This is a genomic window from Anaerosacchariphilus hominis, from assembly GCF_014290175.1.
Lineage (GTDB): Bacteria > Bacillota > Clostridia > Lachnospirales > Lachnospiraceae > Laedolimicola > Laedolimicola hominis.
The window spans coordinates 1-26,657 of record NZ_JACOOR010000005.1 but is presented as its reverse complement, the minus strand read 5'-3'; the positions used below and the strand labels follow the sequence as shown (position 1 = coordinate 26,657).

The window sequence follows — 26,657 nt, the reverse complement described above, 5'->3', positions numbered from 1 at the left end:
TTCATGAGACAATTAGTTCTATATATTCATGGAAAAGGTGGAAATGCTATGGAAGCAGACCATTATAAAACATTATTTGCAGGATATGATGTGGTAGGACTGGATTACCATGCAGACAATCCGTGGGAGGCAATAAGTGAATTTAAAGAGTTCTTTCACGGATATAGGAAAGGGCATGATTCTATTATTCTAATAGCGAACAGCATTGGAGCCTATTTTTCAATGTATGCTTTTAATCATGAGCAGATAGACAAAGCCTTTTTCATTTCACCAATCGTTGATATGGAAAAGCTGATTCTTGATATGATGGGATGGGCAGATATAACGGAAGAAAAGTTACGTGAAAAACAGTTGATAACCACAGGATTTGGAGAAACATTGTCCTGGGAATATTTGTGTTATGTGCGTAATCATCCGGTCAATTGGTCGGTTCCGACTTATATATTATATGGAGATAAAGATAATCTGACATCACAGGAGACTATCCATAAGTTTGCCAATGATGTCAATGCAGAACTAACAATAATGCAAAACGGAGAACATTGGTTTCATACAGCAGAGCAGATGTCATTTTTAGATGACTGGATTAGAGGAGACTTGGAATAGCACAGACACTTTTAAATGATCCGAAGCTGATTGTATTAGATGAACCGACAGCCGGACTGGACCCAAAAGAAAGAGTGGTTTCCGACATATTTTTGAGCAGTTAGGCAAAAGTATGGAGCTATCTCCCTGGAGCATATATTGGTTCATGGACATTTACAGAGTACAGGCTGATTCATATATTTGGAAAATTCTTTAATAACTTGCAGATGGCACCTGTTTTTTGGATGAATGCTTCAATGATATTTATAGCGATTGCTAGAGAGTCTTATAAGCACTATCAGGTAAAGGGAAAATAGATGTTCTTTTGTATTTTCTAATCATAACTGTTGACAAGTGACCGATAGGTAACTATAATTAAAGTAACCAAAAGGTAACTTGATAACAGATTCAAATTAGGAGAGATAGACATGGAAAGCAAAGAAAAGAACACAAAGGAAAAAATATTGGAAGAAGCTTTGAAGTTATTTGCACAGAGAGGATATATGGGAACATCCATGAATGATATTGCTTCAAAACTTGGAGTGACCAAGGCTGCATTGTATAAGCATTATAAAAGCAAGCAGGAGATATTGGACAGTATTATTGAAAAAATGAATGAATTGGATATTGAGAGAGTAAAGCTGTATGAAATGCCGGAGGGTGATTTGGAAAAGGTTACAGCTGAGTATAAAGAAACGGCATTTGATAAGATTAAGCAGTTCACAAAGGTGCAGTTTCTTCATTGGACAGAGGAAGAGTTCTCATGCTGTTTCCGTAAGATGCTGACATTGGAACAGTACAGAGAGCCACAGATGGCACAGCTATATCAGAATTATCTTGCAAGCGGACCATTAACTTATATGGAAGCTTTGTTTTCAGGAATGCTGGAGGATGAAGGAAAAGCCAGACAGACAGCACTTGATTTTTATGGTCCTATTTTTTTGCTTTACAGCATATATGATGGAGCAGAAGACAAAAGTTATGTGATAAAGTTACTGGAAGAGCATATGGATCATTTCTTACAGGAAATGCAGATAAGTTGAAAGGGTGAAGCAATTTGAACGATGAATCAGAGCATCAGGAATGGATTCTTTGCCCTAAATGTGGAAATAAGACAAGATTGAAATTAAGGAAAGATACGGTATTAACAAATTTTCCTTTGTTTTGTCCAAAGTGTAAAGAAGAAAGCCTGATTGATGCAGAAAAATTTATAGTAAAGGAAGCCAGACGCTAAGACGCAGTGCAGATTGTAATATTACAGTTTTGCACTGCGTCGTTTATATTATGGAGGTCAGAAGAATGAAAGCAATCATATATACATCAAATACCGGAAGCACAGCAGAGTATGCACAATTACTGGGAAATGAATTGAATCTTCCGGTACATAGTTTACAGCAGGCAAAAAACAAGGTGCCTGCCGGCAGTGAAATTATTTATCTCGGCTGGATTATGGCAGGAGGAATCAAAGGATATAAAGAGGCAGCAAAATTGTATAAAGTGCGTGCAGTCTGTGGTGTCGGCATGGGACAGACAGGCACACAGCTAAAAGAGGTCAGGGATAAAAACGCTATTCCGCAGAGGATTCCTTTATTTACGTTACAGGGGAACTTTGATGTGAAGAAGCTTCATGGAGCATATCGTTTCATGATGAATGTCATGGTTAAAACTGCCGGAAAGGGATTGGCAAATAAAACCGACCGTACGCCCGAAGAGGATGATATGTTAGATATGATGGTAAATGGTGGAAAACGAGTATCTTTACAGAATATGAAGGCAATTACAGAGTGGTATAAAAGTGTGTATTAACAGGAGGTAAAACAAATGAAACTCTATTTTGGAAATATAAAAAGAGTATGCAAGGACACAATCGTTATGAAAAGTCTGACCTTGTTGTGTTAGATTAATAAATGTCAACTTGTGGAATAGTGAAATAGAATCTTAACTATTTCTCAACCTTTGCCTGATAGACTAATGCCATCTATATTTTATGGAGATTGTATGGATTATTATAAGCAAATTTTTAAGCGAAAATCTTTTCACTTGTTTCGGGATACTGGTATGATTACAGACCAGGATATTCGGGAGCTTGAAGATTTTATTGGAACAGTAAAACCGCTTTATATAGAAATTAAAACGGAAGTTCGTATTGTACCTGAAAATGAGACAACATGTAAACGGGGGGGACAGTTTTGCCTTTTATTTTACAGCGAAAGCAAAGAAGGATATCTGCAGAACATAGGATATCTTGGGGAGCAGATTGATTTGTACCTTGCATCAAAGAATATCGGTGCTTTATGGTTTGGAATAGGCAGACCGAAGGATGTGCAGATCAATGGGCTGGATTTTGTCATTATGATCTCGATTGCCAAAATGCCTGAAGAAAAATTTCGAAAAGATATTTTTAAGTCAAAGAGAAAACCTTTGCAAGAGATTTGGAGAGGTAGTTCGTTGGGAGTGGCTGAAATTGCACGATACGCTCCAAGTGCTTGCAATGCACAGCCTTGGGTAGTTGAGAATACAGGTAAAGAATTGATGGTGTATAGATTTAAACAGCCAGGGAAAAGAGGAATCATGCCCATTGATAAGGTACTATATTACAATAAGATAGATATGGGGATATTCCTTTTTATACTTGAAAGCTGTCTTGAACATGAGGGTTATACATACAATAGAATATTGTATGTAGATGCAGAGGATGATGGTGTTGTGCAGACGCTCATTGCAAAATATACTTATGCAATTTGCTGCTAAACTAATATATCATCATGGAACGAATAATAATGTAGAATGACAGGAGAAAAAAGATATGAAGAATAAGTTATTTTTGATGATTTCTGTAATTATGGTATGTTCATTGTGTGCATGCGGGCAGCAGAAAACCGAAACTATGACAAATACCGAAAATAGCAGTACAGAGCAAGTTGTTGCGAGCGAAGATAATAGTGAGCCGGCAACAGCAGAAGATAATAATATGGAACAAACAGAGACGAAGGAACAAAATCAATTACAGGATGTGAAGCCGTCATATAAAGAATTCAGAGATGTATTAGATGAAATCAATACGGATATTCAGCCAGGAACCACAGGAAATGGATTGATTTCTGTTAAGGTTGCTGCGCATTTGCTTGACTGGGGAGTTGGAACCAGCATGACGACAGATGAGATAAAAAAAGAAACAGTATCATGGCTTTCTGATAAAGGAAACTCTGATCAGGTGGAATTTTCGAATAAGCTTGCAGCTGTGTATGATGCATATCAGAAATTATTAGGTTCTGATGCAAAAGAATTACTTGAGCAGGCAGGTTGTGATGATGCGGCATATCCATGGGGTGATGCTCCGGTTGAAACAATTGAAGCAATTGTAGAGGTAGTACAACTCCCGGATGAACCGTCAATGGATGATTCAAGTTCATCAACTGAAATATTCGAGAATAAGGACAATTGGCCGGATGTCGAAGAACTGGTTAATCAAAGGGGCGATGAGACAACAGTTTATTTACTGGCAGATGGTCGCTATATGGATCGTATAAATGCTGTTTATATTTATGATGGAAAAGATACATGGACAGATGAATCGGGAGTGGAATGGAACAAAACTGTAAAATAGTAGAAGAGAAAAGGCAGATTATAAACAGCTTATCAATACAGAAGTGGAGGAATAATCGTGAGAATTGAACATGTTGCACTTTATGTAAATGATTTGGAAAATACAAAAAAATTCTTTATGAAATATTTCAGAGCAAAATCAAACGATGGATACTACAATCAGAAAACAGGCTTTTGTTCTTATTTTCTCACATTTGAGGATGGTGCACGTATTGAAATCATGAATTTACCGGAAATGGCAGATTTACCGAAGAAAATAGTTCGTACTGGATATTCACATATAGCATTTAGCGTGGGAAGTAAGGAAAAAGTGGATGCATTGACAGCAGAATTAAAAGCGGATGGTTATGAGGTTATCAGTGGACCAAGGACTACGGGGGATGGATATTACGAAAGCTGCATTGTTGCGGTTGAGGATAATCAAATTGAGATTACAGTATAATGGGAAAATGCAGGTATTTGAATAACTGCCCGCCGCATTCTCGTTACTTTAGTGATGAGTTAGGCGGGCAAATTTTTTACCAAGTTATCGAACTGGTGTTTACTCTCTGGCTAACATATGGTATAATCGAAACATGGAAAAAAATATATTTACTATCGAAGAAAACACACTTTCATATGGTAGAGGCTATGTGTACTCATTGCAGTATCATCTTATCTGGTGTACAAAATACCGGAAAAAGGTTCTGGTAGATGGATTAGATGTGGAATGCGAGAAGATGCTACAGGCGCTGGCGGAGGAATACCGTTTTCAGATTCTGGCCATGGAGGTTATGCCGGATCACATTCATTTGCTGGTGAATTGTAAGCCGCAGTTTTTTATTTCCGACATGATCAAGATTATGAAAGGAAATCTGGCAAGGCAGCTGTTCCTTTCCCATCCGGAATTAAAGAAGCAGCTGTGGAGCGGTCATTTATGGAACCCCTCCTACTGTGCGGTGACGGTCAGTGACCGGAGCCGGGAGCAGATTTTAACCTATATCGAAGGCCAGAAAGAAAAAGAGAAAACGAAGAGTTCCTAAAACGGAGAAGGAGGTCGTGTATGCAGGTAACATCCAGCTATGGTGTAGAAATCAGAAAACAGAATATTCCCATCCGCCATACGCTGCGTATTTACCGTTCTGCAGTCAGTTATCTGATTCAGGTATATAAGGAAGCCTGGGGTGAACTTTCCGAAATTTCGAATGCAAAGAAACGGTTTAATGAGGCGGAGCATCTGGTTCACGGGACAAAGAAGAATCAGGCCCGGTACGATTTTGACCTGCATTTTCCAAAACTTCCGTCCTATCTGAGGCGTTCTGCGATTCAGCATGCACTGGGGAGCGTAGCATCCTATGAGACGCGGCGGGAATTGTGGAAGAACGGAAAGCTGACCGGGAAACCGAAGATTACACAGGAAAACCATGCCATGCCCGTATTTTACCGGGATGTGATGTACAGAGAAGCAGGGGAGACAGAGGATGCAGCGTATCTGAAGCTGTATGATGGCCATGACTGGAAATGGTTCCGGGTCAGACTGTTACATACGGATATGGAATACCTTAGAAAGCATTGGACAGGAAAAAAAGCGTCTGCCCCCACTCTGGAGAAACGGCATCACAAATATTTTCTGCGGTTTTCTTATACAGAAGAGAAAAACCTGTCTAAAACGGCTGTAAAAGCTCAGACCATCTGCAGCGTGGATCTGGGAATCAATACGGATGCGGTCTGTACGATCATGCGGGCAGACGGAACTGTCCTGGGGCGAAGGTTTATAAGCTTCCCCAGTGATAAAGACCGGCTGTACCGGGTGCTTGGCAGAATCCGCAGATTCCAGAGACAGCATGGAGCCGGGCAGATTCATAGCCGCTGGGCATACGCAAAGCGGCTGAATATGGAATTGTCCCGGAAAGTATCCGGTGCCATTACGGCCTGTGCCCGGGAATATCAGGCAGATGTGATTGTCTTTGAGTATCTGAAAATGCAGGGAAAGAAGACAGGGAGCAGGAAGCAAAGGCTTCATATGTGGAGAAAACGGGATATCCAGAAGCTGTGTGAACACCAGGCTCACAGGAGCGGAATCCGTGTATCCAGAGTCAGCGCCTGCAATACCAGCAGGCTGGCTTATGACGGAAGCGGGATAGTGGCACGAAACCCGGAGAACCACAGCCTGTGTACCTTTACAGCAGGAAAACAATACAACTGCGACCTGTCAGCAGCCTATAATATCGGAGCGAGATATTTTATACGGGAGCTTATAAAACCCTTGCCGGAGACGGAAAGGTCTTCACTGGAGGCAAAAGTACCTGCAGTGAAGCGTAGAACCTCATGTGTTTATGCAGACCTGCGGCTGCTCAGCCAGGAACTGGGAAGCCGTTATACAGCATAGATACAGGCAGATATGCAGCGGACTACTTGGGATGTGGAAACCGGCCGAAACCGGCCGGGGATATGTGCGTAATCGTACAGCTTCTAAGTCACAGGCGTATCCGCCGATATAGAGTCTTGCCGCTTAAAGCGGCTGAGAAGCACGTGACTTTAGTCATGTGAGGTTCACGAATAAACAAAAATCATGTCTGCTTTTCAGATCCCGTCACAGATAAAAATACCGTCAGAATAATAAAACAGAATCCGCTAAGCTCCGGCAGGGAAAAGCGGGTTCCCAGAAACAGGGCGGAAAGTGCCGTGGCGGAGGCAGGTTCCAGACAGCCGATGAGGGTTGCCTTTACGGGACCGATGAGCTTGACACCCTCCAGAAAGGCAGAGAAACCGAGAGCTGTGCCAATCAAGACGATAGCGGCAATCAAAAGCCACGCTGTTCCATCGAGATTTTCCGGGAGTATCCAGGCTTTTGTGACCACAGCCAGCACCAGACCGCCGATGAGCATACCCCAGCCGGTGACAGTCAGGTTGCCCCAGGAGGCAATGATGGGCCGGGACAGAAGAGTATATGTAACTACGCCTAAGGCGGCCAGTAGACCGAGTATCAGACCTGCAGTTGAGAGACTCATGCGGGCTGGATCGCCATTGGTGGCGATGAGAAAAGTACCGGCCATAGCCAGAAGAATTGCGAGAAGCTGCCGCCCGCTCATATGTGTCCGGCTCCACACAGCCATTAAAACAGCCATCAGGATCACGTTGAGACTTTGGAGCACCGTGGCAGTGGCAGAATTGGAATACTTGATTGCTCCGAGAAACGTATACTGACACAACAGAAGACCGATTAACGCAAAAGCCAGGAGCTGCAGGACGTCCCTGGCTTTTGCCCAGATCCGGAAGGTGTCTGATTTGGCCTTGGGAAGGGTAAGCAGAAGCAGGACGACGCCGGAGCAGACCATGCGGATAGCGGTCAGCCATTCCGAACTCAGATCATAGTTCATGAAAAGAGACTGGCTGCACACACCGGAGACACCCCAGCCGATGCTGCCAAGAGAAGCGTACAGAAAGCCTTTGGTTGTATTAAAACGATTCATTTGTCATATCCTCCATTGATTTATAGTGTTATTATATTGCGATTAATATTTCACTTATAGACTTGTGTTTGCATAAATTTATAAAAATATTGCGCTTGGGAAAAATGCGTGTTATGCTTGGGACAGGAGGCGTATCATGAGAGAAAAAGTGATCAATCTGGATTCCCGGAAGCAGGAAATCATGAAGAATATTCCTGGCTTTCCCATATCCTGTTATTACAGCCGTTTTAGCCAGGACACCTACGATTATATTGACTGGCACTGGCATGTGGATTTTCAGTTCTGTCTGACGGTGCGTGGAACGGTTCTTTGGAGTACCGAGTCATGCCGAGATGCGGTTTCGGAGGGAAAAGCGATATTTATCAATTCCCAACGAACCCATATGGCGAAGCCACTCGGAAAAGAAGCAGCTTTCTTTTGTGTAAACTTTTCACCGGATTTTATCTGCCCGGTCCGGGAGGAAAGCCTGTATGAAAACAGTGTGCTTCCGGTGCTGCAGGGTCCGGCATTGAACCGGAAGGTGATAGATTGTCATACGGTACATGGCGCGGAAATTCTGGATATTCTGACGGAAATGGCGAGAACCTTTGATGCGAAAGAGGATGGTTATCAGTTCGATCTTATGGGAAATGTGTTCAAAATCTGGAAGCGGATGCGGACACTTCTGGATGGGGAACTGACGCAGCAGATGGACACAGTGGATATTCGATTTCAGAACATGTTGACGTATTTGCAGAAGCATTACGCTGTGGAATTCAGCCTGGATGCGGTAGCAGATTATATTGGTCTCAGCCGGAGCGAGTGCTGCCGCTATTTCAAAAAACAGTCGGGACAGACCATTTCCGATTATCTGCTTCAGTACCGGATTCACAAAAGTATGAATCTGCTGACCGGGACAGACACGGGGATTGCAGAGGTGGCGCAGGCCTGTGGCTTTTCCAGCCAGAGCTACTATACGAAAAGATTCCGGGAGCTGACAGGAATGACGCCGAAGCAGTATCGGTTACGGCAAGGCTAATCAGCCTGAATTTCATTGCGATACGTGAAAGCAAGGGCTATAATATAAGAAAATGCAAAAGAGGAGAGATTATGGCAGGAATCGAAAAAGCAGTCTTTATGAATATGTGCATGGTTTATGACGAACATGGACGGGTGCTGGCGCTGGATAAAGTAAGCAAAAGCTATGAGGGAACCACATTTCCGGGCGGGCATGTGGAGCCGGGCGAGACCTTTCGGGAATCGGTGATCCGGGAAATCCGGGAAGAGACCGGGCTGACCATTCAAAATCCGAGGCTGACGGGTGTCTATCACTGGATGGAAGGCAATGTGCGGAATGTGGGGCTCCTTTATAAGACCAATGAATTTGAGGGCGAATTGATTTCCTCGGAGGAAGGGCGTGTGTACTGGATCTCCGGAGAGGAATTTCTGAAGAAGCCGCTGGCAGCCGGGATGGAACAGGTGTGGCAGATGATGCACGCCGATCATGCCATGGAATGCCTTCAGATTTTAACGGAAGATGGAATTCTTACAAAGATGCAATAGCAGTCAAGCGGTTTTTTCACGCATTTTTTGAAAAGGCTGCGGAAGAACAGGAATAGAGAGGATAGAATATGAAGATAACCGTTTATCTGGGGGCAAATGAAGGAAATGATCCGGCTTTAAAAACGGCTGTACAGGAGCTTGGAAAATGGATCGGTAAAAGCGGCAATACGCTGGTATATGGCGGTTCCAGAACCGGCCTGATGGGCGAGCTGGCAGACAGTACGCTTGCAGCAGGCGGAAGAGTGATCGGAATTGAAGCCCAGTGCTTTGTGGACGAGGACGTGCAGCATGAAGGCCTGACGGAGCTTCATGTGACACCCACCATGGCGGAGCGGAAGGCGAAAATGATAGAGCTTGGGGATGCTTTTCTCGCCTTTCCGGGCGGCACCGGAACCCTGGAGGAGATTGCGGAGGTCATGTCAAAGGTATCTTTAAAGCAGCTTGATGCGCCCTGTATTCTCTACAACCTGAACGGGTACTACGATAGCCTGAAGGCGCTGCTTGAACATATGATTGCAAAGGGGCTTTCTTCCGGGGAACGGCAGCAGGGCATTTATTTTGCGGGGAATCTGTCAGAAATTCAAGAGATTCTGGGAACCACGTTTAAGCTGACGGTGAACGGGCGGAAGGTTTTGTAGGGGATAGCGTTGATTTCAAGACATGGAGGGGGATTGGAATAAACCTGGATCCGGAGACGGGGGTTCATTGGGAAGCAGAGGAAAAGGACTGGCAGCTCATTCGGGACAACTGGCCGGCTTATGACAAAAATCTGACCCCGACCAATACGATGGGTGCTGTTGCGGAAATGTTCCGGCAGGTGCCCGGCAGTGTCCGGAGCGACCATCCGGCTCGGTCTGTGTGCGCGTGGGGCAGATATGCGAAATATCCGGGCAAGCATACCTGTGTGGAACACAGCGCAGTGTCAGAAGCGGGGAAAAGAGTCTGGAAAGCCTACGAAACCCTGTTTGTGGATGGCAATGATTTTGAAAAAATCGGAGAGGATTATGAGAAAGCGTATGTGGTTCCTGGGGTCCGGATTGGCAATGCCCTTGTCAGGCTGATGTATCAGAGAGAGCTTGTGGATTTTGCGGTGAAATGGATGGAGACAAACAGGGCGTGAAAACGTGTATCAGTCAACTAAGGAGGAGTTATTCATGGAGGTATATAAGAAAAGCTACACCGGGTTTGTGGTCTGGCTCATTGGATTCTGCGTGGTTGTGGTGGGCGCGTGCTTTCTGCCAAATCTTGGAATACAGCTTACGCTGGCTGTCGTAGATAATGCGTCGACCATTGGCATTTTTATCCTGACTCTTTTGATTTATCAGACAGAGTCTGTCTACTGGTACAACGGTACCAGCTACGAGGAAGCCAAAGCCGCAGGCAGCGAGCGGAGAAAGGCGTTCGCTCTGGCGCATATGAAGCGGTTCGGGTACTTTGCGCTGGCGTTTCTGGCGTATACGGTGGTGTCGCTTATGCTTGGGATTCCCTATGGATTTGATATAGTGATTGCCTGTGTGGGAATTCTGATTGCGGCGCTCAGTACTCTGAAAATAAAGTTATAAAAGAGAGCATAGCTTTGGCAAGCTTTTTCCAGGAAAGGTGCAGAAACGGGAAGGGCTAATGCAGGAAAGGATGAAACAAATGGCATCAAACTATGACAAACAGGTTGATATCGGAAAGAGTTATTTTTTGAAATATGATCAGGAAAAGTTAGCAGTGAAATTCTATCTGGAAATGGATGAGCGGTATCTGTACCTGACCTATATCGGGACACCCTGCCGCATCGAGCGGGTCACCGGTACGGTCTATGAAAAGAATGGGGAGGCATATACAGAGTGCCGTTCCTACGAGACCGTCATGACCATCTACGACATGCTCTGCCACAGTTCAGAGCCGGAGCTTCCGCCCCTCAGTGGGAAATGGACGCTGGTGGCGAATTTCGCAGCAGCAGGCGCAAGCCCCAGCGCGGATATTTTCTCACAAAAATACGCCGATTATTTTTCCGGAAAAGTGGAAGAATTAAAACAATCCTGCATTCGCCTGGGCGGTCAGATAAAGCCCAGGCTGGCAGGCGCGGACGTGACGGCAGAGATCTCTGCATTTCCCTTTTTCCCGGTTTTGATTCAATTCTGGGACGCTGACGACGAATTCCCGGCACAGATCAAAATCATGTGGGACGACCAGACCATGCGGTATCTGAATTTCGAGACGACATACTATTTACAGGGTGATCTGCTGGAACGGTTGAAAATGTTTGCGGCAAAATCATGAAATGACAAAAACGCGAAGAAAGGAGATGGCATGATGAATAACTGCACGCCACATTCTCGTTACTTCAGAAAGGGGGAGAGAATGCAGACGAAAGGAAAGAATTTTACCGGCTTTTCCGGAAATCAGTTGAAAGTATTTGCCATCCTGGCCATGGCTCTTGACCATCTGGCCTGGACCCTGTGGCCGGGCTACGATAACAAGGCCTGGTGGCTTCTGGGCATTCACCTGATTGGCCGCCTGGCGGCTCCCACCATGTGGTTTATGATTGCCGAGGGCTATCATTATACGAGAAATCTGAAAAAGTATCTGGAGAGGCTGTTCGTTTTCGCAGTCATATCCCATTTTGCTTACACCTTTTGCTTCGGCATTTCCTGGATCTCATTCCGGAGTTCCGTGCTGAATCAGACCAGCGTAATCTGGGCTCTGTTCTGCGCGGCGCTGGCGTTGTATGTGAATGATAATGAACGCCGGAGCTTTGCTTTGACGGAGTGGCAGAAGAATTTGCTGATTCTTCTGCTATGTCTGTTGGCGTTTCCGTCTGACTGGTCCTGTTTTCCGGTCTTATGCTCCCTGCATATCTACAACAACCGGGGAAATCTGAGAAAACAGGTGCTTGGGATGCTGGCTTACATCTCCATGTATGTGCTGGTATGGTGTCTCTGCATCGACGTGGTATATGGTCTGCTGCAATATGGCATCATCCTTGTGTGGCCGTTTATGTATTACTATAATGGAACCAGGGGAAGCTGGAAAGGCATGAAGTGGTTTTTCTACTGGTTTTATGTGGGGCATCTGGTATTGATGGGTCTGCTTCTCGTTTATCTCTATGGAAACGGTTCCACCATTATCGGATAAAAGGGGAAATAAATGAAAGAACTGCATACAGCGCCTGCGTGCATCCGGGTGCGCGGCGCAAGAGTACACAATTTGAAAAATATTGACGTGGATGTGCCTCTGAATAAAATCGTGGGAATCGCAGGTGTCTCCGGTTCAGGGAAATCCTCTCTGGCTCTGGGCGTTCTGTATGCGGAAGGCTCCAGGCGTTACCTGGAATCCCTGTCCACCTACACCAGGCGGCGTATGACAGGCGCAGCCAAGGCCCAGGTGGATGAGGTTTTGTATGTCCCTGCGGCATTGGCTCTTCATCAGCGGCCCGGCGTTCCGGGCATCCGAAGTACCTTCGGTACCGGAACAGAACTTCTGAATTCTTTAAGACTGATGTACTCGAGACTTGCAAGCCACCGCTGTCCGAACGGCCATTATGTGGCGCCAAGCCTTGCGGTAGCGGCCGGTTCTGAGCTGATTTGTCCGGAATGCGGCGAGCATTTCTATGCGCCGTCGGCGGAAGAGCTGGCCTTCAATTCCCAGGGGGCATGCCCGAAATGTGGCGGTACCGGAAGTGTTCATACGGTAAATCTGGATACGCTGGTGCCCGATGAGTCCCTGACCATTGATGAGGGTGCGGTGGCTCCCTGGAACAGCCTCATGTGGTCCCTGATGACCGATGTGTGCCGGGAAATGGGCGTTCGTACCGATGTGCCTTTCCGGGATCTGACAGAGCGGGAAAAGGAGATCGTTTACCACGGTCCGGCGGAGAAAAAACACATTTTTTATAAAGCAAAGAAGACCAATCAGGCGGGAGAACTGGATTTTACTTATTTTAACGCAGTCTATACCGTAGAAAATGCTCTTGCGAAGGTAAAGGATGACAAGGGCATGAAGCGGGTAGAGCGTTTTCTAAAAGAAGAGATCTGCCCGGAATGCGGCGGAAGCAGACTTTCCGAACGGGCCAGAGCGGCGAAACTTCGCGGCATCGGGTTAGAGGCGGCCTGTCGGATGACCCTTGGGGAGCTGGCGGACTGGGTGGACGGTGTGCCTGCATCTCTGCCAAAAGAGATGCGTCCCATGGCCGAAAGCATCTGCGAGTCCTTCCGGAGCGCGGCAAGGCGTCTGATGGATCTGGGACTTTCTTACCTGTCCTTGGATCGGGCGGCTTCGACGTTGTCTACCGGAGAGCGTCAGCGGATGCAGCTGGCCAGAGCCGTCCGGAACCGGACCACCGGCGTGCTCTACGTGCTGGACGAGCCCTCTATCGGTCTGCATCCTTCCAATATCGTCGGGCTGAATGCAGTGATGCAGGATCTGATCGCCGACGGTAATTCTGTCATTCTGGTGGACCATGATATCCAGATCCTTGCAGAATCCGACTGGATTATCGAGATGGGACCGGAGGCAGGCGCAGGCGGGGGACACGTGATTGCCGAGGGCAGTATCCCGGAGATTGTGGCAAATCCGGCTTCCATGATTGGCCCGTTTTTGTCAGGAAAGGCAGACACTCGGATACGCTGCCAGGCGGCAGAAACAGACTTGTTTTCCCTGGGAAAGATTCATCTTTCCACGGCGCAGATTCATACGGTAAAACCATTGGAAACAGACATTCCCAAAGGCAGACTGACGGTCGTAACCGGCGTATCCGGTTCCGGAAAAACTACCATGGTACTGGAAAGTCTGGTACCGGGTCTGCAGGCAGTGACAACCGGAACAAAGCTGCCGGAGCATGTGAAAGGGATTTCAGCCGAAGGCATCTCCCATGTAAAGCTTATCGACGCCACGCCCATCGGGATCAATGTACGCTCCACCGTGGCCACTTATGCCAACGTCCATGATGAACTGCGGAAGGTATTTGCCAGAACGGCAGACGCAAAAAGAGACGGTTATAAGGCGGGCGATTTCTCCTACAATACAGGGGCGCTGCGCTGTCCAATCTGCGATGGCACCGGAGAAATCAGCCTGGATGTGCAGTTTCTGCCGGATGTGGATATCCCCTGTACTGAGTGCGGCGGATCCCGGTACAGGAAAAAGACCTGGCAGATTCGGTATGAAACGAAATCAGGAAAGCAGTATTCCTTGCCGGAGCTTATGGAAATGGATGTGCATACGGCGCTGGAGGCCACGAAAGATCTGAAGACTGTTCATCAGCGCCTGGAGATTCTGGAAAAGCTGGGGCTGGGCTATCTGACCCTGGGCGAGGAGACGCCAAGCCTGTCCGGCGGCGAAGCCCAGCGTCTGAAGCTGGCCAGTGAGATGGGGAAAGGTCAGTCTGATTCGGTCTTTGTCTTCGATGAACCCACCATCGGTCTGCATCCGCTGGACGTCCGGACTCTGTTGCAGGTCTTCCAGACCCTGGTGGACAATGGCGCTACGGTGCTGGTTATCGAACACGATCTGGATGTGATCCGGAACGCTGATTATATCATTGATATGGGACCGGGCGGCGGAGAAGCCGGAGGATACATTGTAGCTGCCGGTACGCCCGCGCAGGTGGCAGCCAATCCGGAAAGTGTGACCGGAAAATATATGCAGAAAAAATAAAGCCAGAAAACGGCAGACATAAGAATACAAAAGCAGGGGACAATAGCTGTGTCACAGAAAATACAGCGGATTGTCCCTTTTTCATGATTTTTCTTATAGATAACAGGAGGTTCTGCCATGCGAAAACCGAACGAGCAGCTCATTGATTCCTATGATTATCTGGCCAATGCTGCATCAGCCCAGGACTGTACGGGCCTGATTCCAGGCGGGGTGAAGGATGTGGACGAGTTGGAGGCCTACAACGAACTCTATCATTATCGGCCGCCGCAGATCAAAAAGCGACAGGAATAAGCAAAACATGCGTTCACTATCTTTACAGATATGTAAAATAGGTGTAACATAGAAGCCATGAAAATGAAAGTAAAGGCGGAGAATACACATGGATTATTCATTAAATACCAAATGCGTACAGGCCGGTTACACACCGGGAAACGGAGAACCCAGACAGATTCCGATCATTCAGTCTACCACCTATAAGTATGACACCAGCGAGGATATGGGAAAGCTTTTTGATCTGGAAGCGGAAGGCTATTTCTATTCCAGACTGCAGAACCCTACCAATGATTATGTGGCAGCGAAGATCACGGCCCTGGAGGGCGGTACGGCAGGTATGCTGACCTCATCCGGACAGGCGGCGAACTTCTTCGCCCTGTTTAATATCTGCGAGGCAGGCAGCCATATCGTGGCGTCTTCCTCCATCTACGGCGGTACCTATAACCTGATTGATGTGACCCTGAAGAAAATGGGCGTGGAATCCACCTTCGTGGCCCCGGACTGCACAGAGGAAGAACTGAACGCGGCATTTCGGGATAATACCCGGGCTGTATTCGGAGAGTCCATTGCCAATCCGGCCCTGACGGTACTGGATATCGAGAAATTCGCAAAGGCGGCCCACGCCCACGGCGTACCGCTCATTGTGGACAATACCTTCCCGACGCCGGTAAATCTGCGGCCTTTTGCGTGGGGCGCTGACATTGTCACCCATTCCACCACCAAATATATGGACGGCCACGGCGCAGCCCTGGGCGGAGCCATCATCGACAGCGGTAAGTTTGACTGGATGGCCCATGCAGACAAGTTTCCCGGGCTCTGTACGCCGGACGAATCCTATCATGGTATCACTTATGCAGAGAAATTCGGTAAAGAGGGAGCCTTTATCACGAAATGTACTTCCCAGCTCATGCGGGATCTGGGCTGTGTCCAGTCTCCCCAGAACGCCTTTATCCTGAATCTGGGTCTGGAGTCCCTGCATGTGCGGATGCCCCGCCATGTGGAAAATGGCCAGGCTGTAGCGGAATTCTTGGAGCAGCATGAGAAGGTAGAGTTTGTCAATTATCCGACGCTGCCCTCCAACAAATATTATGAACTGGCGAAGAAATATCTGCCCAACGGCGGCTGCGGCGTGGTTTCCTTCGAGCTGAAGGGCGGAAGAAAAGCGGCGGAAAAATTCATGAAGAACCTGAAGCTGGCGGCCATTGAGACCCATGTGGCGGACGCCCGCACCTGCTGCCTGAATCCGGCCACATCCACCCACAGACAGATGAACGATGAGCAGCTGGCCGCTGCCGGGGTTCCGGCCGGGCTCATCCGGATTTCCTGCGGACTGGAGGATAAGAAGGATCTGATTGCGGATATCGCCCAGGCGCTGGATGCGATTTAATGCAATAGAATTCAATTTTTGTGAAAAAATCGTCTGTATTTGCAACTGTTTTTCAGGAATGGTGCAGATACAGACGATTTTATGCAAGGGGAAAATCCTTTGGAATCCCATTCAATATCACTTATTTCTCCGGGAACATTTTCCGGAAAATCAGCCGGATAAACGGTCCGCAGTACATCAGTTGCCAGAAGAAAGCCACCGGGAAATTCATGAAAGTGGTCTGCAGCCAAACAGCAATAAACTGAGAGCCGGCGTTTTTGAACAGCAGGGTTGCAATCAGACTCATGACCGGACACATGATGCAGATAATCATGACAGAGATAGCCAGCGTGATAACGATCGGGCGATCCTGCGGCGTTACCATGCGGAAAGCGAGCTTGTGAGCCAGGTTATCAACCACAAAGAACTCCAGGATAAAAGCTACCGGCCACATGATGACCATTTCATGAAAAGCCATCAGAAAGACCTGATTGCTCATTTCTCCGATATTCAGGGAAATGTTGTAGCAGATCATGGCATAGACCATAAGGAAAGCCATCATAAGAGTGAAAATGACATTTTGAAACTTTGTTTTTGGCATAAAATTGTTCTCCTTTTCGAAAAATGGGTACAAAAAAGACACATGTGTTGTTCGTTATCAAGAGCGAAGCGCTTGTGTCGTTTCCAATTCTATACCAGTTCTGATTTGTTCTGTGAAATTGTCCGCCGCTTATTATACGGAAAAAGGGATTCAAATGTCAAGAAAAAAATTTGACAAATTACTTTTACATGTTACATATTATCCTTTGGAAAATAAATATGGAAGGTATAATAGAATTGACGAACCACCCGGAAACTGGTAAAATAAAGTGTCGAACTGTGGCAAATGTTGTAGTCGACACTTTTTTAAGGCATAATTTGAGACATACAGTCCCAGATAATTTAGGCAGGATAGACAAGGGAGGGAAATCTTATGTCAGAGGAAAAAATGAAATTCAGTGATATGTCGGCGAGCCTGAAGCTGCGTTACGTGATTTACCGGCTTCTGAGCCTGGCAGTGATCGTGGCTGGGGCCATGTTTATCGTGAAAGGCTATTACAGTAGGTTTTTCATCAGTGTCGGTACGGTAATTCTGATTATCGGCATCGCCATGTGGATGATGGCGTCACCGGACAGCTATAACTCGTCCACGGATATGGTACAGATGATTGCCATGGATCGTCCCCGAAAAATTGAAGAGTTTTACGAGGCCTATAAAGATGTGCCCACACCTCTGGGTTCCTGCTATCTGGCGAAATTCCGCACCATGAGACGGCCCGCATTGGCCTTTGGCCCCAGCAGCGAGGGAGATTATCTGTATTTCTGGCTGACTGGTGACGGTAATCTGGGCTACATCGGTTATTCGTTCCTGACAAGTATGATAAAAGAAAGAATCACTGAGCCTCTGCATCCGTTAAATGAGAATTTCGGAACCAATGCTGCGGCTTATATCTGTTACCATTCAGACATTATGCTGATGCAGAAGGGACTTAAGAAAAGCATGGAGCATTTCGTAAAAACGGGAGAGGTACTTCCGGTGCTGGAGTCCAGGCATTCCACAGTTTACACCTTTACCGAGGATTTCAAGCTCATGGGACAGCGCTTTGATCTGCGGAACGAAGATGGCGAACTGATTTACCATATCGAGGGAACCATGCCGCTGAAGCAGTTTTACATCTATGACGCTCAGAATACCGAGATTTTCCGGGTGGAAAAACGGATCCTCCACGCCCTTCCCACCTACGATTTCTATTACCGGGGAGAGGAGTATGGCAGACTGGAAAAGAAGTTTCAGCTGATCAGGGATACCTTTACCATGAATGTCAAAGAAGGTAAGCTGGTGCTGCGGGAGTACGCAGGCTCCCTGGGGCATAATTTCTTCGTCCTGCTGAATGACCGGATGCTGGGCAGTATCATGGAGAATCTGGAATTTACCCTGAAAAATGTGGTCTTTGACAATTCTGTGGTCATCTGCTATGAGGAGCAGTATCTGCCTCTGCTGACTGCAATGGCCATTATGGTGGCGCGGGAGATTGCGAGAGACGACGAGAAGGAGAACGCATAGTTCTGAAACATTTCCGATAAAGGAGAATGCTATGAAAAGAAAGATACAGTTTGGTGCAGCCTTCATTTCGGCAGTGCTGCTTCTGGCCGTGACGGGCTGCGGCAGTTCAAAGGAGGAGCTGCCGCCCACGGAGGAAGGGCAGGAGGCTCTTCAAAATGCCAGTGTCCTTACCATGAAAGGGGATCTGGATGATATCGTGGCGGATTCGGATATCTGGGCAGACGGACAGGCAGCCGGACACATACAGGAGCGGGGCTTCTGGGACAGTAAATACACCATCAGCACAGGCAGTGACGAATCCTGGTTTTATCTGCGCTATGTGACCGATGAGCCCATCAACGATGTGGAGGGGGTCATCAGCGGCAACACCTACGGATACTATGACATGAATGATAACTGTCTGGGTTACGCCCAGAAGCAGATCCTGGAAACGGATACCCTGGAAAGGGACTGGTATACGGTATTCATGGACGCAGACGGCAATCCAAAAGATTATCTGGCCGATGACGATATCATGCGGATCTTTGATTACGATGGAAATGTGATTGCCACGGGCAGTTTTTCCTTTGGCGGATTCTTCCATTACGATGAGTATACCATCGAGGTGAAGGAGGAAGAAGGAAGTGAACGAAAGATGGATTTCGGAGATAAGATGTGCGCGTTCCTGGGGATCCGATATAAGGTCAACAGTGATTATGGCGGCTAAGGTAGGGGACTGTTTTGGAAAATAGAAAGTGAAATAATAAAAACGGCTGAATGGATCTGCTGTAGGATCCGGACAGTCGTTTTTTGATATAATACAGTGGAAATAAATTTTTTCCGGACGTATGCGACCAAACCCTGTTCCCATGCATCTAATCTATGTAAAGCAAATGCAGCGCGCAAGCAAATAACCAAAGCCGGCGGGAAGGAAACAATGAAAAAAGAAGAACTGGGAGAATTGATCATGGCATCGGAGGACGCCATGTATCATGTGGCCAAGACCCTGTTATACAGCGACGCGGACTGCGCCGACGCCATTCAGGAGGCCATTGTAAAGGCATTTTCCAAATTATATACATTGAAAAAGGACGCTTATGCGAAAACCTGGCTCATGCGGATTCTGCTTAATGAATGCTACAGCGTCATGCGGAAGGAAAAGCGCGTCGTATCTCTGGAGGATTACCGACAGGAGGAAAAGGCGGAGGAGCAGAAGGATTATTCGGATCTTTATGAGGCCATTTACCGGCTGCCGGAGGAGATGCGGTTAAGCGTGACTCTCTACTATCTGGAGGGGTACAGCGTGCGGGAGATTGCGACTATGATGGAGACCACAGAAAGCGCCGTGAAAAATCGCCTGGCCCGGGCCAGACAGCGGCTTAGAAACGAACTGGCCGAACGGGCAGCGCAGTAAAAGGAATGTAATGTAGAACAAATTTTAGTAAAAAGAAAAGGACGGAGCAGGGTATGAAATTAGAAAATATGAACCGTGATTTTCCCAAAATGCCGGAGGAGATGCGGCAGATGATCGAACAGGAGGTAGAAAAGCAGCTGGCAAAACCGGATATGCTTCCCGGAAATCGAAAAACCGGACGCCATATTTCAAAGAAACGGCTGGCCATCGCTGTGGCAGCGGCCACACTGGCCCTTGGTACTACAGTATTTGCAGGGGTTCTCTATGGCTTGAAAAATAACCGGGTGGGTAGATATGCTTACGAGACGAAGCTGGAGCGTCAGGACGGCGCGCAGGACAGCGCAGTGTCCGCCGCAGACGAACAGCACTATGTGAAGATACAGGCATCCTACCTGCCTGACGGCATGGTACAGACCGAGGAGGGCAAATACAACTACCGGGATGGCCGGGGCGGTGTGACCATGGGCTGCTACTACATGGACACCGGAGACACTTCCTTTGAAAAACTCAGCTACAACGTGACGGAAAAAGAAGAACGGAAGGTCAATGGGCGCGACAGTGTTTATCTGAAAACCGCGCTGAATGCCTACAACCAGAGTCTGTATGTGGCCTACCCGGAGGAGCATCTGGTACTGGAAATGCTGATAAGCTCTGATGTATCAAAAGAAGAAGCCCTGAAAATCGCTCAGGGCGTAACCGTAATGCCGACAGAGGAGACCACCGGGGACGATGTGCTGCTCTGCTACAACTGGAGCAGCTATCTGGAAGCAGAGAAAGCGAATGCCCTGGCAGAAGAAAGTACGGATTCGGTAGGAATGACCTTTTCCAAAAAGCTGCTGGAAAAAGCAGAGAATATCGGCGCGACCATGGATATGGAAAACAACAGTCTGGAGAAGCTGCCGGGTCTGACCGCGAAGGTGACGGATGTACAGGTGGCTGATAACAAAAACATCCTGCCGGAGGGCATGCTGGACGCGGACGCAGCCACTGCCTTTGACGCAAATGGAAACCTGAAGAGCAGCACCATTTCCTATATCCGGGAAGGAGACGGTGTCGATACCCTGGATCAGGTAGTAAAGACGGAAAAATCCGAAAATAAGCTGATCTATGTGACCGTCGAATATACCAATACAGGAAGCGACATACTGACCGATATCATGTACAACGGTTCAATCCAGCTTCTGGAGACCAAAGGCGACCGGGCGAGCGTATGGCATCGGGAACTGGAAACACCCGCTGCAGGCGATGAGTGGAACTATGTCGTGGAGGAAGGCCTGATGCTGACGGCTGAAGTAGGCGCCTACGATGTTCGCGGCGGCGAGCGGGGGAACAATTACATTGATACACTGAAACCCGGCGAGACGGTCACCGTTCACGAAGCGTTTGCGGTTCCTGCAGACAAGCTTGGCGAAATGTATCTGAACCTGGACGGCACGGGCGAAGCGCAGAGTGCACTGGAAAATGGATGGATGGTGGATATCCGGAAGTAAGATATGGAATCCAAAATAAAGGAAAAAGATCGGAATCAAGTTTCCGGTCTTTTTCTCTTGTGTTTTTCATTGTCTGTGTTATAATAGTTCAAAAATGAATTATCCAAAAAAGAATAAAAGGAGAATCAAATGGTTACGGAAATTGAATTTCCAAGGAAACTTCTGCTGGCTTATAATGCCATGTGCAAACCCCTGTGCAGAAAGCTGGGATTGCCCCAGACGGCCTTCGATATTCTGATGTTTCTCGGCAATAACCCGGAATACAAGACAGCTCGGGATATCGTAGAGGTGCGGAATATCAAGGCTAATCTTGTTTCTGTCAATGTGGATCGGCTGGTGCAGGAGGGATATCTGGAGCGCCGGAGCGTGGCGATGGATCGTCGGAAGACGGAGCTCATCTGTACAGAAAAGGCGAAATCACTGATGGAAGAGGGCCGGGCAGTGCAGCAGGCCTTTGGGGAAAAGCTGTTTGACGGAATGGATCAGGAAGCCCGGAAGGCTTTTATGAAGACTTTGAACAGCATTGGAAAAAACGTAGAAGAAATCCTGAAGGGAGAATATTAAAATGAAAATCTTATTTACTTTACTTGTGACTTTTTTTGCCGGTATGGGCGCAGGCCTGGGAACCGGATTCGCCGGCATGAGCGCGGCGGCAGTCATCAGCCCCATGCTGATCACCTTTCTGGGTATGGAGCCTTACATGGCGGTGGGCATCGCCCTGTCCTCGGACGTGCTTGCCAGTGCTGTATCTGCTTATACCTATAAGAAAAACGGAAATCTGGATGTGAAAAACGGTCTGATTATGATGGTCAGCGTGCTGGTATTTACGGTGGTGGGAAGCTGGGTTTCCAGTCTGGTGCCTTCCACGACCATGGGTACCTTTTCTGTCTTCATGACCTTCCTGCTTGGTATCAAATTCATCGTGCGGCCGGTTATGACCACGAAGGAAGCCATGCAGGGCGTATCCGCGAAGAAGCGGGCCATTCAGTCGGTGATCTGTGGCGTGCTCATCGGTTTTATCTGTGGCTTCGTGGGCGCAGGCGGCGGTATGATGATGCTTCTTATCCTGACCTCCGTGCTGGGCTACGAACTGAAAACAGCGGTTGGAACCAGCGTATTTATCATGGCCTTCACAGCATTGACCGGCGCGGTATCTCATTTCGCCATCGGCGGCATGCCGGACTGGACGGTCTGGATTCTCTGCGTAGTATTTACACTGCTCTGGGCGCGGATTGCGGCGGTGTTTGCCAATAAAGCGACCCCGAAGACCCTGAACCGGGTGACGGGTGTGATTCTGGTGATTCTGGGAATCGTGGTGATGGCGTTTTCCATGTTTGCGTAAAAAGGGCATGACGCGGGAGCGATCGAGTAGGAGGCGGCTAGTCACCGCCTCCTACTCGATTTTTTTATATTTGTAAAATAGTTTTACTTTTAACTTGACAAATAGTAAAAGAGATGTATTATATAAGGTATAAAATGAGCGCAGGAGGATTTGCCATGGAGAATTATGTTCTGAGAAATGGAGTTGAAATTCCGAAAATCGGATATGGAACCTGGAAAACGCCAGATGGAGACACCTGTATTCAAGCAGTTGAAACAGCAATTAAAACAGGTTATCGTCATATTGACGCGGCGGCAGTATATGGAAATGAGGTAAGTGTTGGAATTGCCCTTCAAAATTCCGGAGTAGAAAGAAAAGAATTGTTTATTACAGGAAAGGTGTGGAATACGGAGAGAGGATACGGACGTACCATGCGCGCATTTGAAAAAACCTGTAAGGACTTGCAGACAGATTATCTGGATCTTTATCTGATTCACTGGCCCGCTTCCCCGAGTCAGTATAAATGCTGGAAAGAACTGAACAGTGAAACGTGGGAAGCATTAACGGATCTCTATAAAGCAGGAAAAGTAAGAGCGATTGGCGTATCGAATTTCCGCCGCCGGCATTTACTCCCGTTGTTACAAGAAGAAATCATTCCCATGGTGAATCAGTTGCAACTGCATCCGGGAATGACGCAGGATGATACAATAGCTCTGTGCCGGGAATACGATATTCTTCCGGAAGCGTACAGCCCTTTAGGAAACGGCAAACTGTTGAATTCCGATTCCCTTAGAATGATTGCCGAGCGTTATGGAAAAAGTCAGGCCCAGATCTGTGTAAAATGGAGTATCCAGCATGGATTTTTGCCATTACCAAAGTCTCTGCATGAGGAGAGAATGAAAATGAATCGAAGTGTAGATGATTTTGAACTGAAAGAAGAGGACATGAAAGCCCTGGATGTATTGGAAGGCTTTGGAACGGGAAATGATCCGGATCAGATTACTTTTTAAGGTAAGAGTTTACTTAAGCAACGTCCCTGTCTCTAAATCTTGAGACGAGAGAAAAAGATATCGGAGGCAAGTCGCATGCCGAAAGCGGGAGTCAACAACACAAGTCTGAAGCAGCAAAACCGGGGATTGGTTCTCCGGCTTATTGCCACGGGGGAATGCAGCTCGCGTATCGGGCTGGCACAGAAAACCGGGCTGTCAAAAATGACGGTAACTTATATTGTCAATGAATTTCTGGAGCAGGGGATTCTGGAGGAACGGGAAAAGGTGCAGATCGAGGGCAAGGGCCGTAATCCGGTGCAACTTTGCATCGCGTCTGGCGCGCCGAAGCTCATTGGCGTCCATGTCTACCGGGAGAAATGCAGCGTGGTGCTTTGTGATATGCAGCTTCATATCCTGCGAAAAACGGAGATTCCGTTAAATGAAGATGTTGCGCCGGAGCTTTTGGACCGTATTTTTCAGGCCATTGACGCGACGCTTGCGGAAGCAGACGGGGAACGCGTCTATGGTATCGGCATCGGTGCTATCGGTCCGGTGGATACGAAATACGGGGAGATTCTGGAACCGCCGAATTTTTACGGACTTCACGATCTGGAATTGAAACGGGAAACTGAAAGGCGGTATCAGTTACCCACCTATTTTGATGTGGAGAGTAACTGCGCGGCTATTGCGGAAAAGTATTACGGAAATGGCAGCGACTGTGAGGATTTCATTTACCTGGATCTGGCAAATGGCGTGGGCGCAGGACTGGTGGTGAACGGCCAGATCTATCAGAACACCAGCGGCATGATCTGCGAGCTGGGCCACACCAGCATCGACTGGCGGGGGATTCCTTGCAGCTGTGGAAACCGTGGGTGTCTGGAACGCTATATCTCCAGCAATGTACTGGAAAAGCAGCTGCAGGAAGCAGCAGGGGAGACGAAAAGCTTTGCGGAATTTTGTCTGCAGATGAGCGAGGCAATTCAGAAAAAAGAGGCGGAAGGGCGTCCCTTTACGGAGCAGGAAAACCGGATAGATGCAATATTTTCGGAAATGACGGAGAAGCTGGCCTGCGGGCTTGTGAACTTCTGTAACGGCCTGAATCCACAGAAAATCATCATCGGCCATGAAGGCTTCTGGCTTCCGGATCTGTATCTTGAGCAGACAGAACGGCTTCTGAACAGCCGTCAGATTGCGAGACGTTACCGGCGGATACCGATTGTAAAATCCGCATTTGGATCCGAGGCTACAGTGGTGGGCTGCACCGGAGCACTGCTGACCACGATTTTTCATGGAGCATTAATTTGAGGTTTTGATAAACCTTTTACAGACAGCATTTCAGAAAAATAAAAACTCCCCGATATTTTTATATTTAGAATATCGGGGAGCTTCTTTTATGCACTCATCCATTTTCCCTTCCAGGTATACAAAATCATCAGCAGCATACCCAGCGCCCAGGAAACCGGGTACAGGATGTAGACGCCTTCGATCCCGTGGAAGCCGGGCAGAATGAGCCGGATCCAGAGAATACGGAACAGACAGAGGGACAGAAGCAGAACCACCATGGGCGGCACCGTTTTGCCGGTTCCACGGACGGTGCCCGCCAGCGCGTGAAGAATGGCAAGTAGCCAATAAAAGGGGCAGAAATACCGCATGGCGATTTGCCCGAAGTCGATGACCGTGGCGTCCCTTGTGAAAAGTCCGAGAGCCGGGCGCGAGAAGAACAGCAGCAGCGCGCCGGTAACGATCGTGTATATAATACACATGCCAAGAGTCACCCACATGCCCTTTTTCACGCGCTTCAGATTTCCGGCGCCGTAATTCTGCCCCACGAAGGTTGTGATCGCCATACTAAAGCTCAAAACCGGAAGGATATTGAAGCCGTCGATCTTTAAGTAAGCGCCGAAACCGGCCATCGCAGCCGTGCCGTATCCGTTGACGGCAGCCTGTACCAGAATATTGGACAGAGAAATGACCATATTCTGGATACCCGTGGGAAGATCCACCCGCAAAATCTGTAAAGCCATGAAGCCATTCAGGCGAAGCTCTGGAATATGCACCTGATAATCCGCCGGAACGCGAAGCAGAAACAGAAAAGCCAGAATACAGGACGCCGCCTGGCTCATATCCGTAGCGATAGCCGCGCCTGCCACGCCCATTTTCAAAACCGCAATCAGAAGTACATCCATGAAAATGTTCGTGAAGGCTGCGGCAGCCAGATAGAGGAGCGAACGCCTGGAATTGCCGGCAGCGTTCAGAATACCAGCCATCATATTGTAAAGGACATTAAAAACCATGCCGCCGGAATAAATCCGCAGATAAAGCACGGCGTCCTCCAGCACCTCCTCCGTCATCAGCATCCCGTGCTGCCCGGAGGACTTTTTTCCTATGGTTTCAGACATGGTAAAGCCCCTCTCTTTTGTAAAAACAGATGCCTATGTCAGTATAGGTTTATCTGATTTGAATAATTGCACGCCGCATTCTCGTTACTTCAGTGATGAGTTAGGCGTGCAAATTTTTGACCAAAAAACAGAACTGATGTTTACTTTCTGTACTACATATGGTAAGATATAAACATGGGAAAAGATATATTCACTATCAGAGAAAACACTCTTTCATATGGTCGAGGTTATGTGTACTTTTTGCAATATCATCTCGTCTGGTGTACAAAATACCGGAAAAAGGTGTTGACAGATGGCCTTGATACAGAATGCAGGGAAATGCTGCAAAAGCTGGCAGAGGAATACCGCTTTCAGATTCTGGCCATGGAGGTTATGCCGGATCATATCCATTTGCTGGTGGATTGTAAACCACAGTTTTTTATTTCTGATATGATAAAAATCATGAAAGGAAATCTGGCAAGACAAATGTTTCTTGTACATCCGGAATTAAAGCA

30 protein-coding genes and 2 pseudogenes are annotated in these 26,657 nt (G+C 47.5%); 29 read left to right on the top strand and 3 right to left on the bottom strand.

Annotated elements, in window-relative coordinates; genetic code table 11:
- The first annotated feature begins 3 nt into the window (after positions 1 to 3).
- From H8S44_RS09355 to H8S44_RS09315, 10 genes and pseudogenes are all read left to right on the top strand, one after another.
- Positions 4 to 606 (top strand): alpha/beta hydrolase, encoded by a 603-nt coding sequence (locus tag H8S44_RS09355; protein ID WP_186873438.1) that lies wholly within the window; start codon positions 4 to 6, stop codon positions 604 to 606.
- Positions 591 to 712, top strand: a pseudogene (locus H8S44_RS16240) (ABC transporter ATP-binding protein); the annotation flags it as partial. The gene H8S44_RS09355 and the pseudogene H8S44_RS16240, both read left to right, overlap by 16 nt.
- Positions 713 to 1,013: 301 nt before the next feature.
- Positions 1,014 to 1,628: a TetR/AcrR family transcriptional regulator gene (locus H8S44_RS09350; protein ID WP_186873437.1), complete on the top strand. Its 615-nt coding sequence runs from the start codon at positions 1,014 to 1,016 to the stop codon at positions 1,626 to 1,628.
- Positions 1,629 to 1,642: 14 nt separating this feature from the next.
- A pseudogene (locus H8S44_RS09345) lies at positions 1,643 to 1,838 on the top strand (cysteine-rich KTR domain-containing protein).
- A gap of 46 nt (positions 1,839 to 1,884) precedes the next feature.
- Positions 1,885 to 2,391, top strand: coding sequence for a flavodoxin domain-containing protein (locus H8S44_RS09340; RefSeq protein ID WP_186873436.1), 507 nt, complete (start codon positions 1,885 to 1,887; stop codon positions 2,389 to 2,391).
- A gap of 192 nt (positions 2,392 to 2,583) precedes the next feature.
- Positions 2,584 to 3,336, top strand: coding sequence for a nitroreductase family protein (locus tag H8S44_RS09335; protein ID WP_186873435.1), 753 nt, complete (start codon positions 2,584 to 2,586; stop codon positions 3,334 to 3,336).
- 55 nt (positions 3,337 to 3,391) lie between these two features.
- Positions 3,392 to 4,192: a hypothetical protein gene (locus H8S44_RS09330; protein ID WP_186873434.1), complete on the top strand. Its 801-nt coding sequence runs from the start codon at positions 3,392 to 3,394 to the stop codon at positions 4,190 to 4,192.
- A 57-nt stretch (positions 4,193 to 4,249) separates the two neighbouring features.
- Positions 4,250 to 4,633, top strand: a complete 384-nt coding sequence (locus tag H8S44_RS09325; protein WP_186873433.1) for a VOC family protein — start codon at positions 4,250 to 4,252, stop codon at positions 4,631 to 4,633.
- Between the two features lie 133 nt (positions 4,634 to 4,766).
- On the top strand, positions 4,767 to 5,213 hold the full coding sequence (tnpA, locus tag H8S44_RS09320; protein ID WP_186873432.1) for an IS200/IS605 family transposase: 447 nt from the start codon (positions 4,767 to 4,769) through the stop codon (positions 5,211 to 5,213).
- 20 nt (positions 5,214 to 5,233) lie between these two features.
- On the top strand, positions 5,234 to 6,559 hold the full coding sequence (locus H8S44_RS09315) for a transposase (protein ID WP_186873431.1): 1,326 nt from the start codon (positions 5,234 to 5,236) through the stop codon (positions 6,557 to 6,559).
- A gap of 181 nt (positions 6,560 to 6,740) precedes the next feature.
- On the opposite strand, the gene H8S44_RS09310 is transcribed toward H8S44_RS09315, so the two are convergent.
- Positions 6,741 to 7,643 (bottom strand): DMT family transporter, encoded by a 903-nt coding sequence (locus tag H8S44_RS09310; RefSeq protein WP_186873430.1) that lies wholly within the window; start codon positions 7,641 to 7,643, stop codon positions 6,741 to 6,743.
- 136 nt (positions 7,644 to 7,779) lie between these two features.
- Between H8S44_RS09310 and H8S44_RS09305 the strand changes: the two genes are divergently transcribed.
- From H8S44_RS09305 to H8S44_RS09260, 10 genes are all read left to right on the top strand, one after another.
- A complete protein-coding gene (locus H8S44_RS09305; RefSeq protein WP_186873429.1) occupies positions 7,780 to 8,661 on the top strand; it encodes a helix-turn-helix domain-containing protein in 882 nt (293 codons plus the stop codon).
- A gap of 71 nt (positions 8,662 to 8,732) precedes the next feature.
- On the top strand, positions 8,733 to 9,185 hold the full coding sequence (locus tag H8S44_RS09300; RefSeq protein WP_186873428.1) for an 8-oxo-dGTP diphosphatase: 453 nt from the start codon (positions 8,733 to 8,735) through the stop codon (positions 9,183 to 9,185).
- Positions 9,186 to 9,253: 68 nt separating this feature from the next.
- Positions 9,254 to 9,823, top strand: coding sequence for an LOG family protein (locus tag H8S44_RS09295; protein WP_186873427.1), 570 nt, complete (start codon positions 9,254 to 9,256; stop codon positions 9,821 to 9,823).
- 32 nt (positions 9,824 to 9,855) lie between these two features.
- Positions 9,856 to 10,305, top strand: a complete 450-nt coding sequence (locus tag H8S44_RS09290) for an AAC(3) family N-acetyltransferase (RefSeq protein ID WP_186873660.1) — start codon at positions 9,856 to 9,858, stop codon at positions 10,303 to 10,305.
- A gap of 34 nt (positions 10,306 to 10,339) precedes the next feature.
- A complete protein-coding gene (locus H8S44_RS09285; RefSeq protein WP_186873426.1) occupies positions 10,340 to 10,747 on the top strand; it encodes a hypothetical protein in 408 nt (135 codons plus the stop codon).
- A gap of 79 nt (positions 10,748 to 10,826) precedes the next feature.
- On the top strand, positions 10,827 to 11,456 hold the full coding sequence (locus H8S44_RS09280; protein WP_186873425.1) for a DUF3786 domain-containing protein: 630 nt from the start codon (positions 10,827 to 10,829) through the stop codon (positions 11,454 to 11,456).
- A gap of 81 nt (positions 11,457 to 11,537) precedes the next feature.
- Complete coding sequence (locus H8S44_RS09275; RefSeq protein WP_186873424.1) at positions 11,538 to 12,311, top strand: TraX family protein; 774 nt, start codon at positions 11,538 to 11,540, stop codon at positions 12,309 to 12,311.
- Between the two features lie 12 nt (positions 12,312 to 12,323).
- Positions 12,324 to 14,828, top strand: a complete 2,505-nt coding sequence (locus H8S44_RS09270; RefSeq protein WP_186873423.1) for an excinuclease ABC subunit UvrA — start codon at positions 12,324 to 12,326, stop codon at positions 14,826 to 14,828.
- Between the two features lie 117 nt (positions 14,829 to 14,945).
- Positions 14,946 to 15,119 (top strand): hypothetical protein, encoded by a 174-nt coding sequence (locus tag H8S44_RS09265; protein WP_186873422.1) that lies wholly within the window; start codon positions 14,946 to 14,948, stop codon positions 15,117 to 15,119.
- A gap of 88 nt (positions 15,120 to 15,207) precedes the next feature.
- Positions 15,208 to 16,488 carry an O-acetylhomoserine aminocarboxypropyltransferase/cysteine synthase family protein gene (locus tag H8S44_RS09260; protein ID WP_186873421.1) on the top strand — a complete coding sequence of 427 codons (1,281 nt, stop codon included), beginning with the start codon at positions 15,208 to 15,210 and terminating at the stop codon, positions 16,486 to 16,488.
- A gap of 121 nt (positions 16,489 to 16,609) precedes the next feature.
- Here the strand turns inward: H8S44_RS09260 and H8S44_RS09255 are convergent, their stop codons facing one another.
- The gene (locus tag H8S44_RS09255) at positions 16,610 to 17,068 is read right to left on the bottom strand and encodes a DUF2798 domain-containing protein (protein WP_186873420.1); all 459 of its coding nucleotides are present in this window, start codon (positions 17,066 to 17,068) and stop codon (positions 16,610 to 16,612) included.
- Positions 17,069 to 17,440: 372 nt separating this feature from the next.
- Between H8S44_RS09255 and H8S44_RS09250 the strand changes: the two genes are divergently transcribed.
- From H8S44_RS09250 to H8S44_RS09215, 8 genes are all read left to right on the top strand, one after another.
- Positions 17,441 to 18,571: an LURP-one-related/scramblase family protein gene (locus H8S44_RS09250; RefSeq protein ID WP_186873419.1), complete on the top strand. Its 1,131-nt coding sequence runs from the start codon at positions 17,441 to 17,443 to the stop codon at positions 18,569 to 18,571.
- 31 nt (positions 18,572 to 18,602) lie between these two features.
- Entirely contained in the window at positions 18,603 to 19,277 is a 675-nt protein-coding gene (locus H8S44_RS09245) for a hypothetical protein (RefSeq protein ID WP_186873418.1), read from the top strand.
- Positions 19,278 to 19,487: 210 nt separating this feature from the next.
- Complete coding sequence (locus H8S44_RS09240) at positions 19,488 to 19,964, top strand: RNA polymerase sigma factor (protein WP_186873417.1); 477 nt, start codon at positions 19,488 to 19,490, stop codon at positions 19,962 to 19,964.
- A 53-nt stretch (positions 19,965 to 20,017) separates the two neighbouring features.
- Positions 20,018 to 21,454, top strand: coding sequence for a hypothetical protein (locus H8S44_RS09235; RefSeq protein ID WP_186873416.1), 1,437 nt, complete (start codon positions 20,018 to 20,020; stop codon positions 21,452 to 21,454).
- 129 nt (positions 21,455 to 21,583) lie between these two features.
- Positions 21,584 to 22,018, top strand: coding sequence for a MarR family winged helix-turn-helix transcriptional regulator (locus tag H8S44_RS09230; protein ID WP_186873415.1), 435 nt, complete (start codon positions 21,584 to 21,586; stop codon positions 22,016 to 22,018).
- 1 nt (position 22,019) lies between these two features.
- Entirely contained in the window at positions 22,020 to 22,796 is a 777-nt protein-coding gene (locus H8S44_RS09225) for a sulfite exporter TauE/SafE family protein (RefSeq protein WP_186873414.1), read from the top strand.
- 155 nt (positions 22,797 to 22,951) lie between these two features.
- Positions 22,952 to 23,785, top strand: a complete 834-nt coding sequence (locus tag H8S44_RS09220; RefSeq protein ID WP_186873413.1) for an aldo/keto reductase — start codon at positions 22,952 to 22,954, stop codon at positions 23,783 to 23,785.
- 75 nt (positions 23,786 to 23,860) lie between these two features.
- Positions 23,861 to 25,069: an ROK family protein gene (locus H8S44_RS09215; RefSeq protein WP_186873412.1), complete on the top strand. Its 1,209-nt coding sequence runs from the start codon at positions 23,861 to 23,863 to the stop codon at positions 25,067 to 25,069.
- Positions 25,070 to 25,155: 86 nt separating this feature from the next.
- On the opposite strand, the gene H8S44_RS09210 is transcribed toward H8S44_RS09215, so the two are convergent.
- On the bottom strand, positions 25,156 to 26,163 hold the full coding sequence (locus H8S44_RS09210; RefSeq protein WP_186873411.1) for an MATE family efflux transporter: 1,008 nt from the start codon (positions 26,161 to 26,163) through the stop codon (positions 25,156 to 25,158).
- Positions 26,164 to 26,337: 174 nt separating this feature from the next.
- On the opposite strand from H8S44_RS09210, the gene tnpA (H8S44_RS16885) reads away from it, so the two are divergent.
- On the top strand, positions 26,338 to 26,657 hold a 320-nt coding region (tnpA, locus tag H8S44_RS16885), incomplete at its 3' end, for an IS200/IS605 family transposase (protein WP_186873410.1).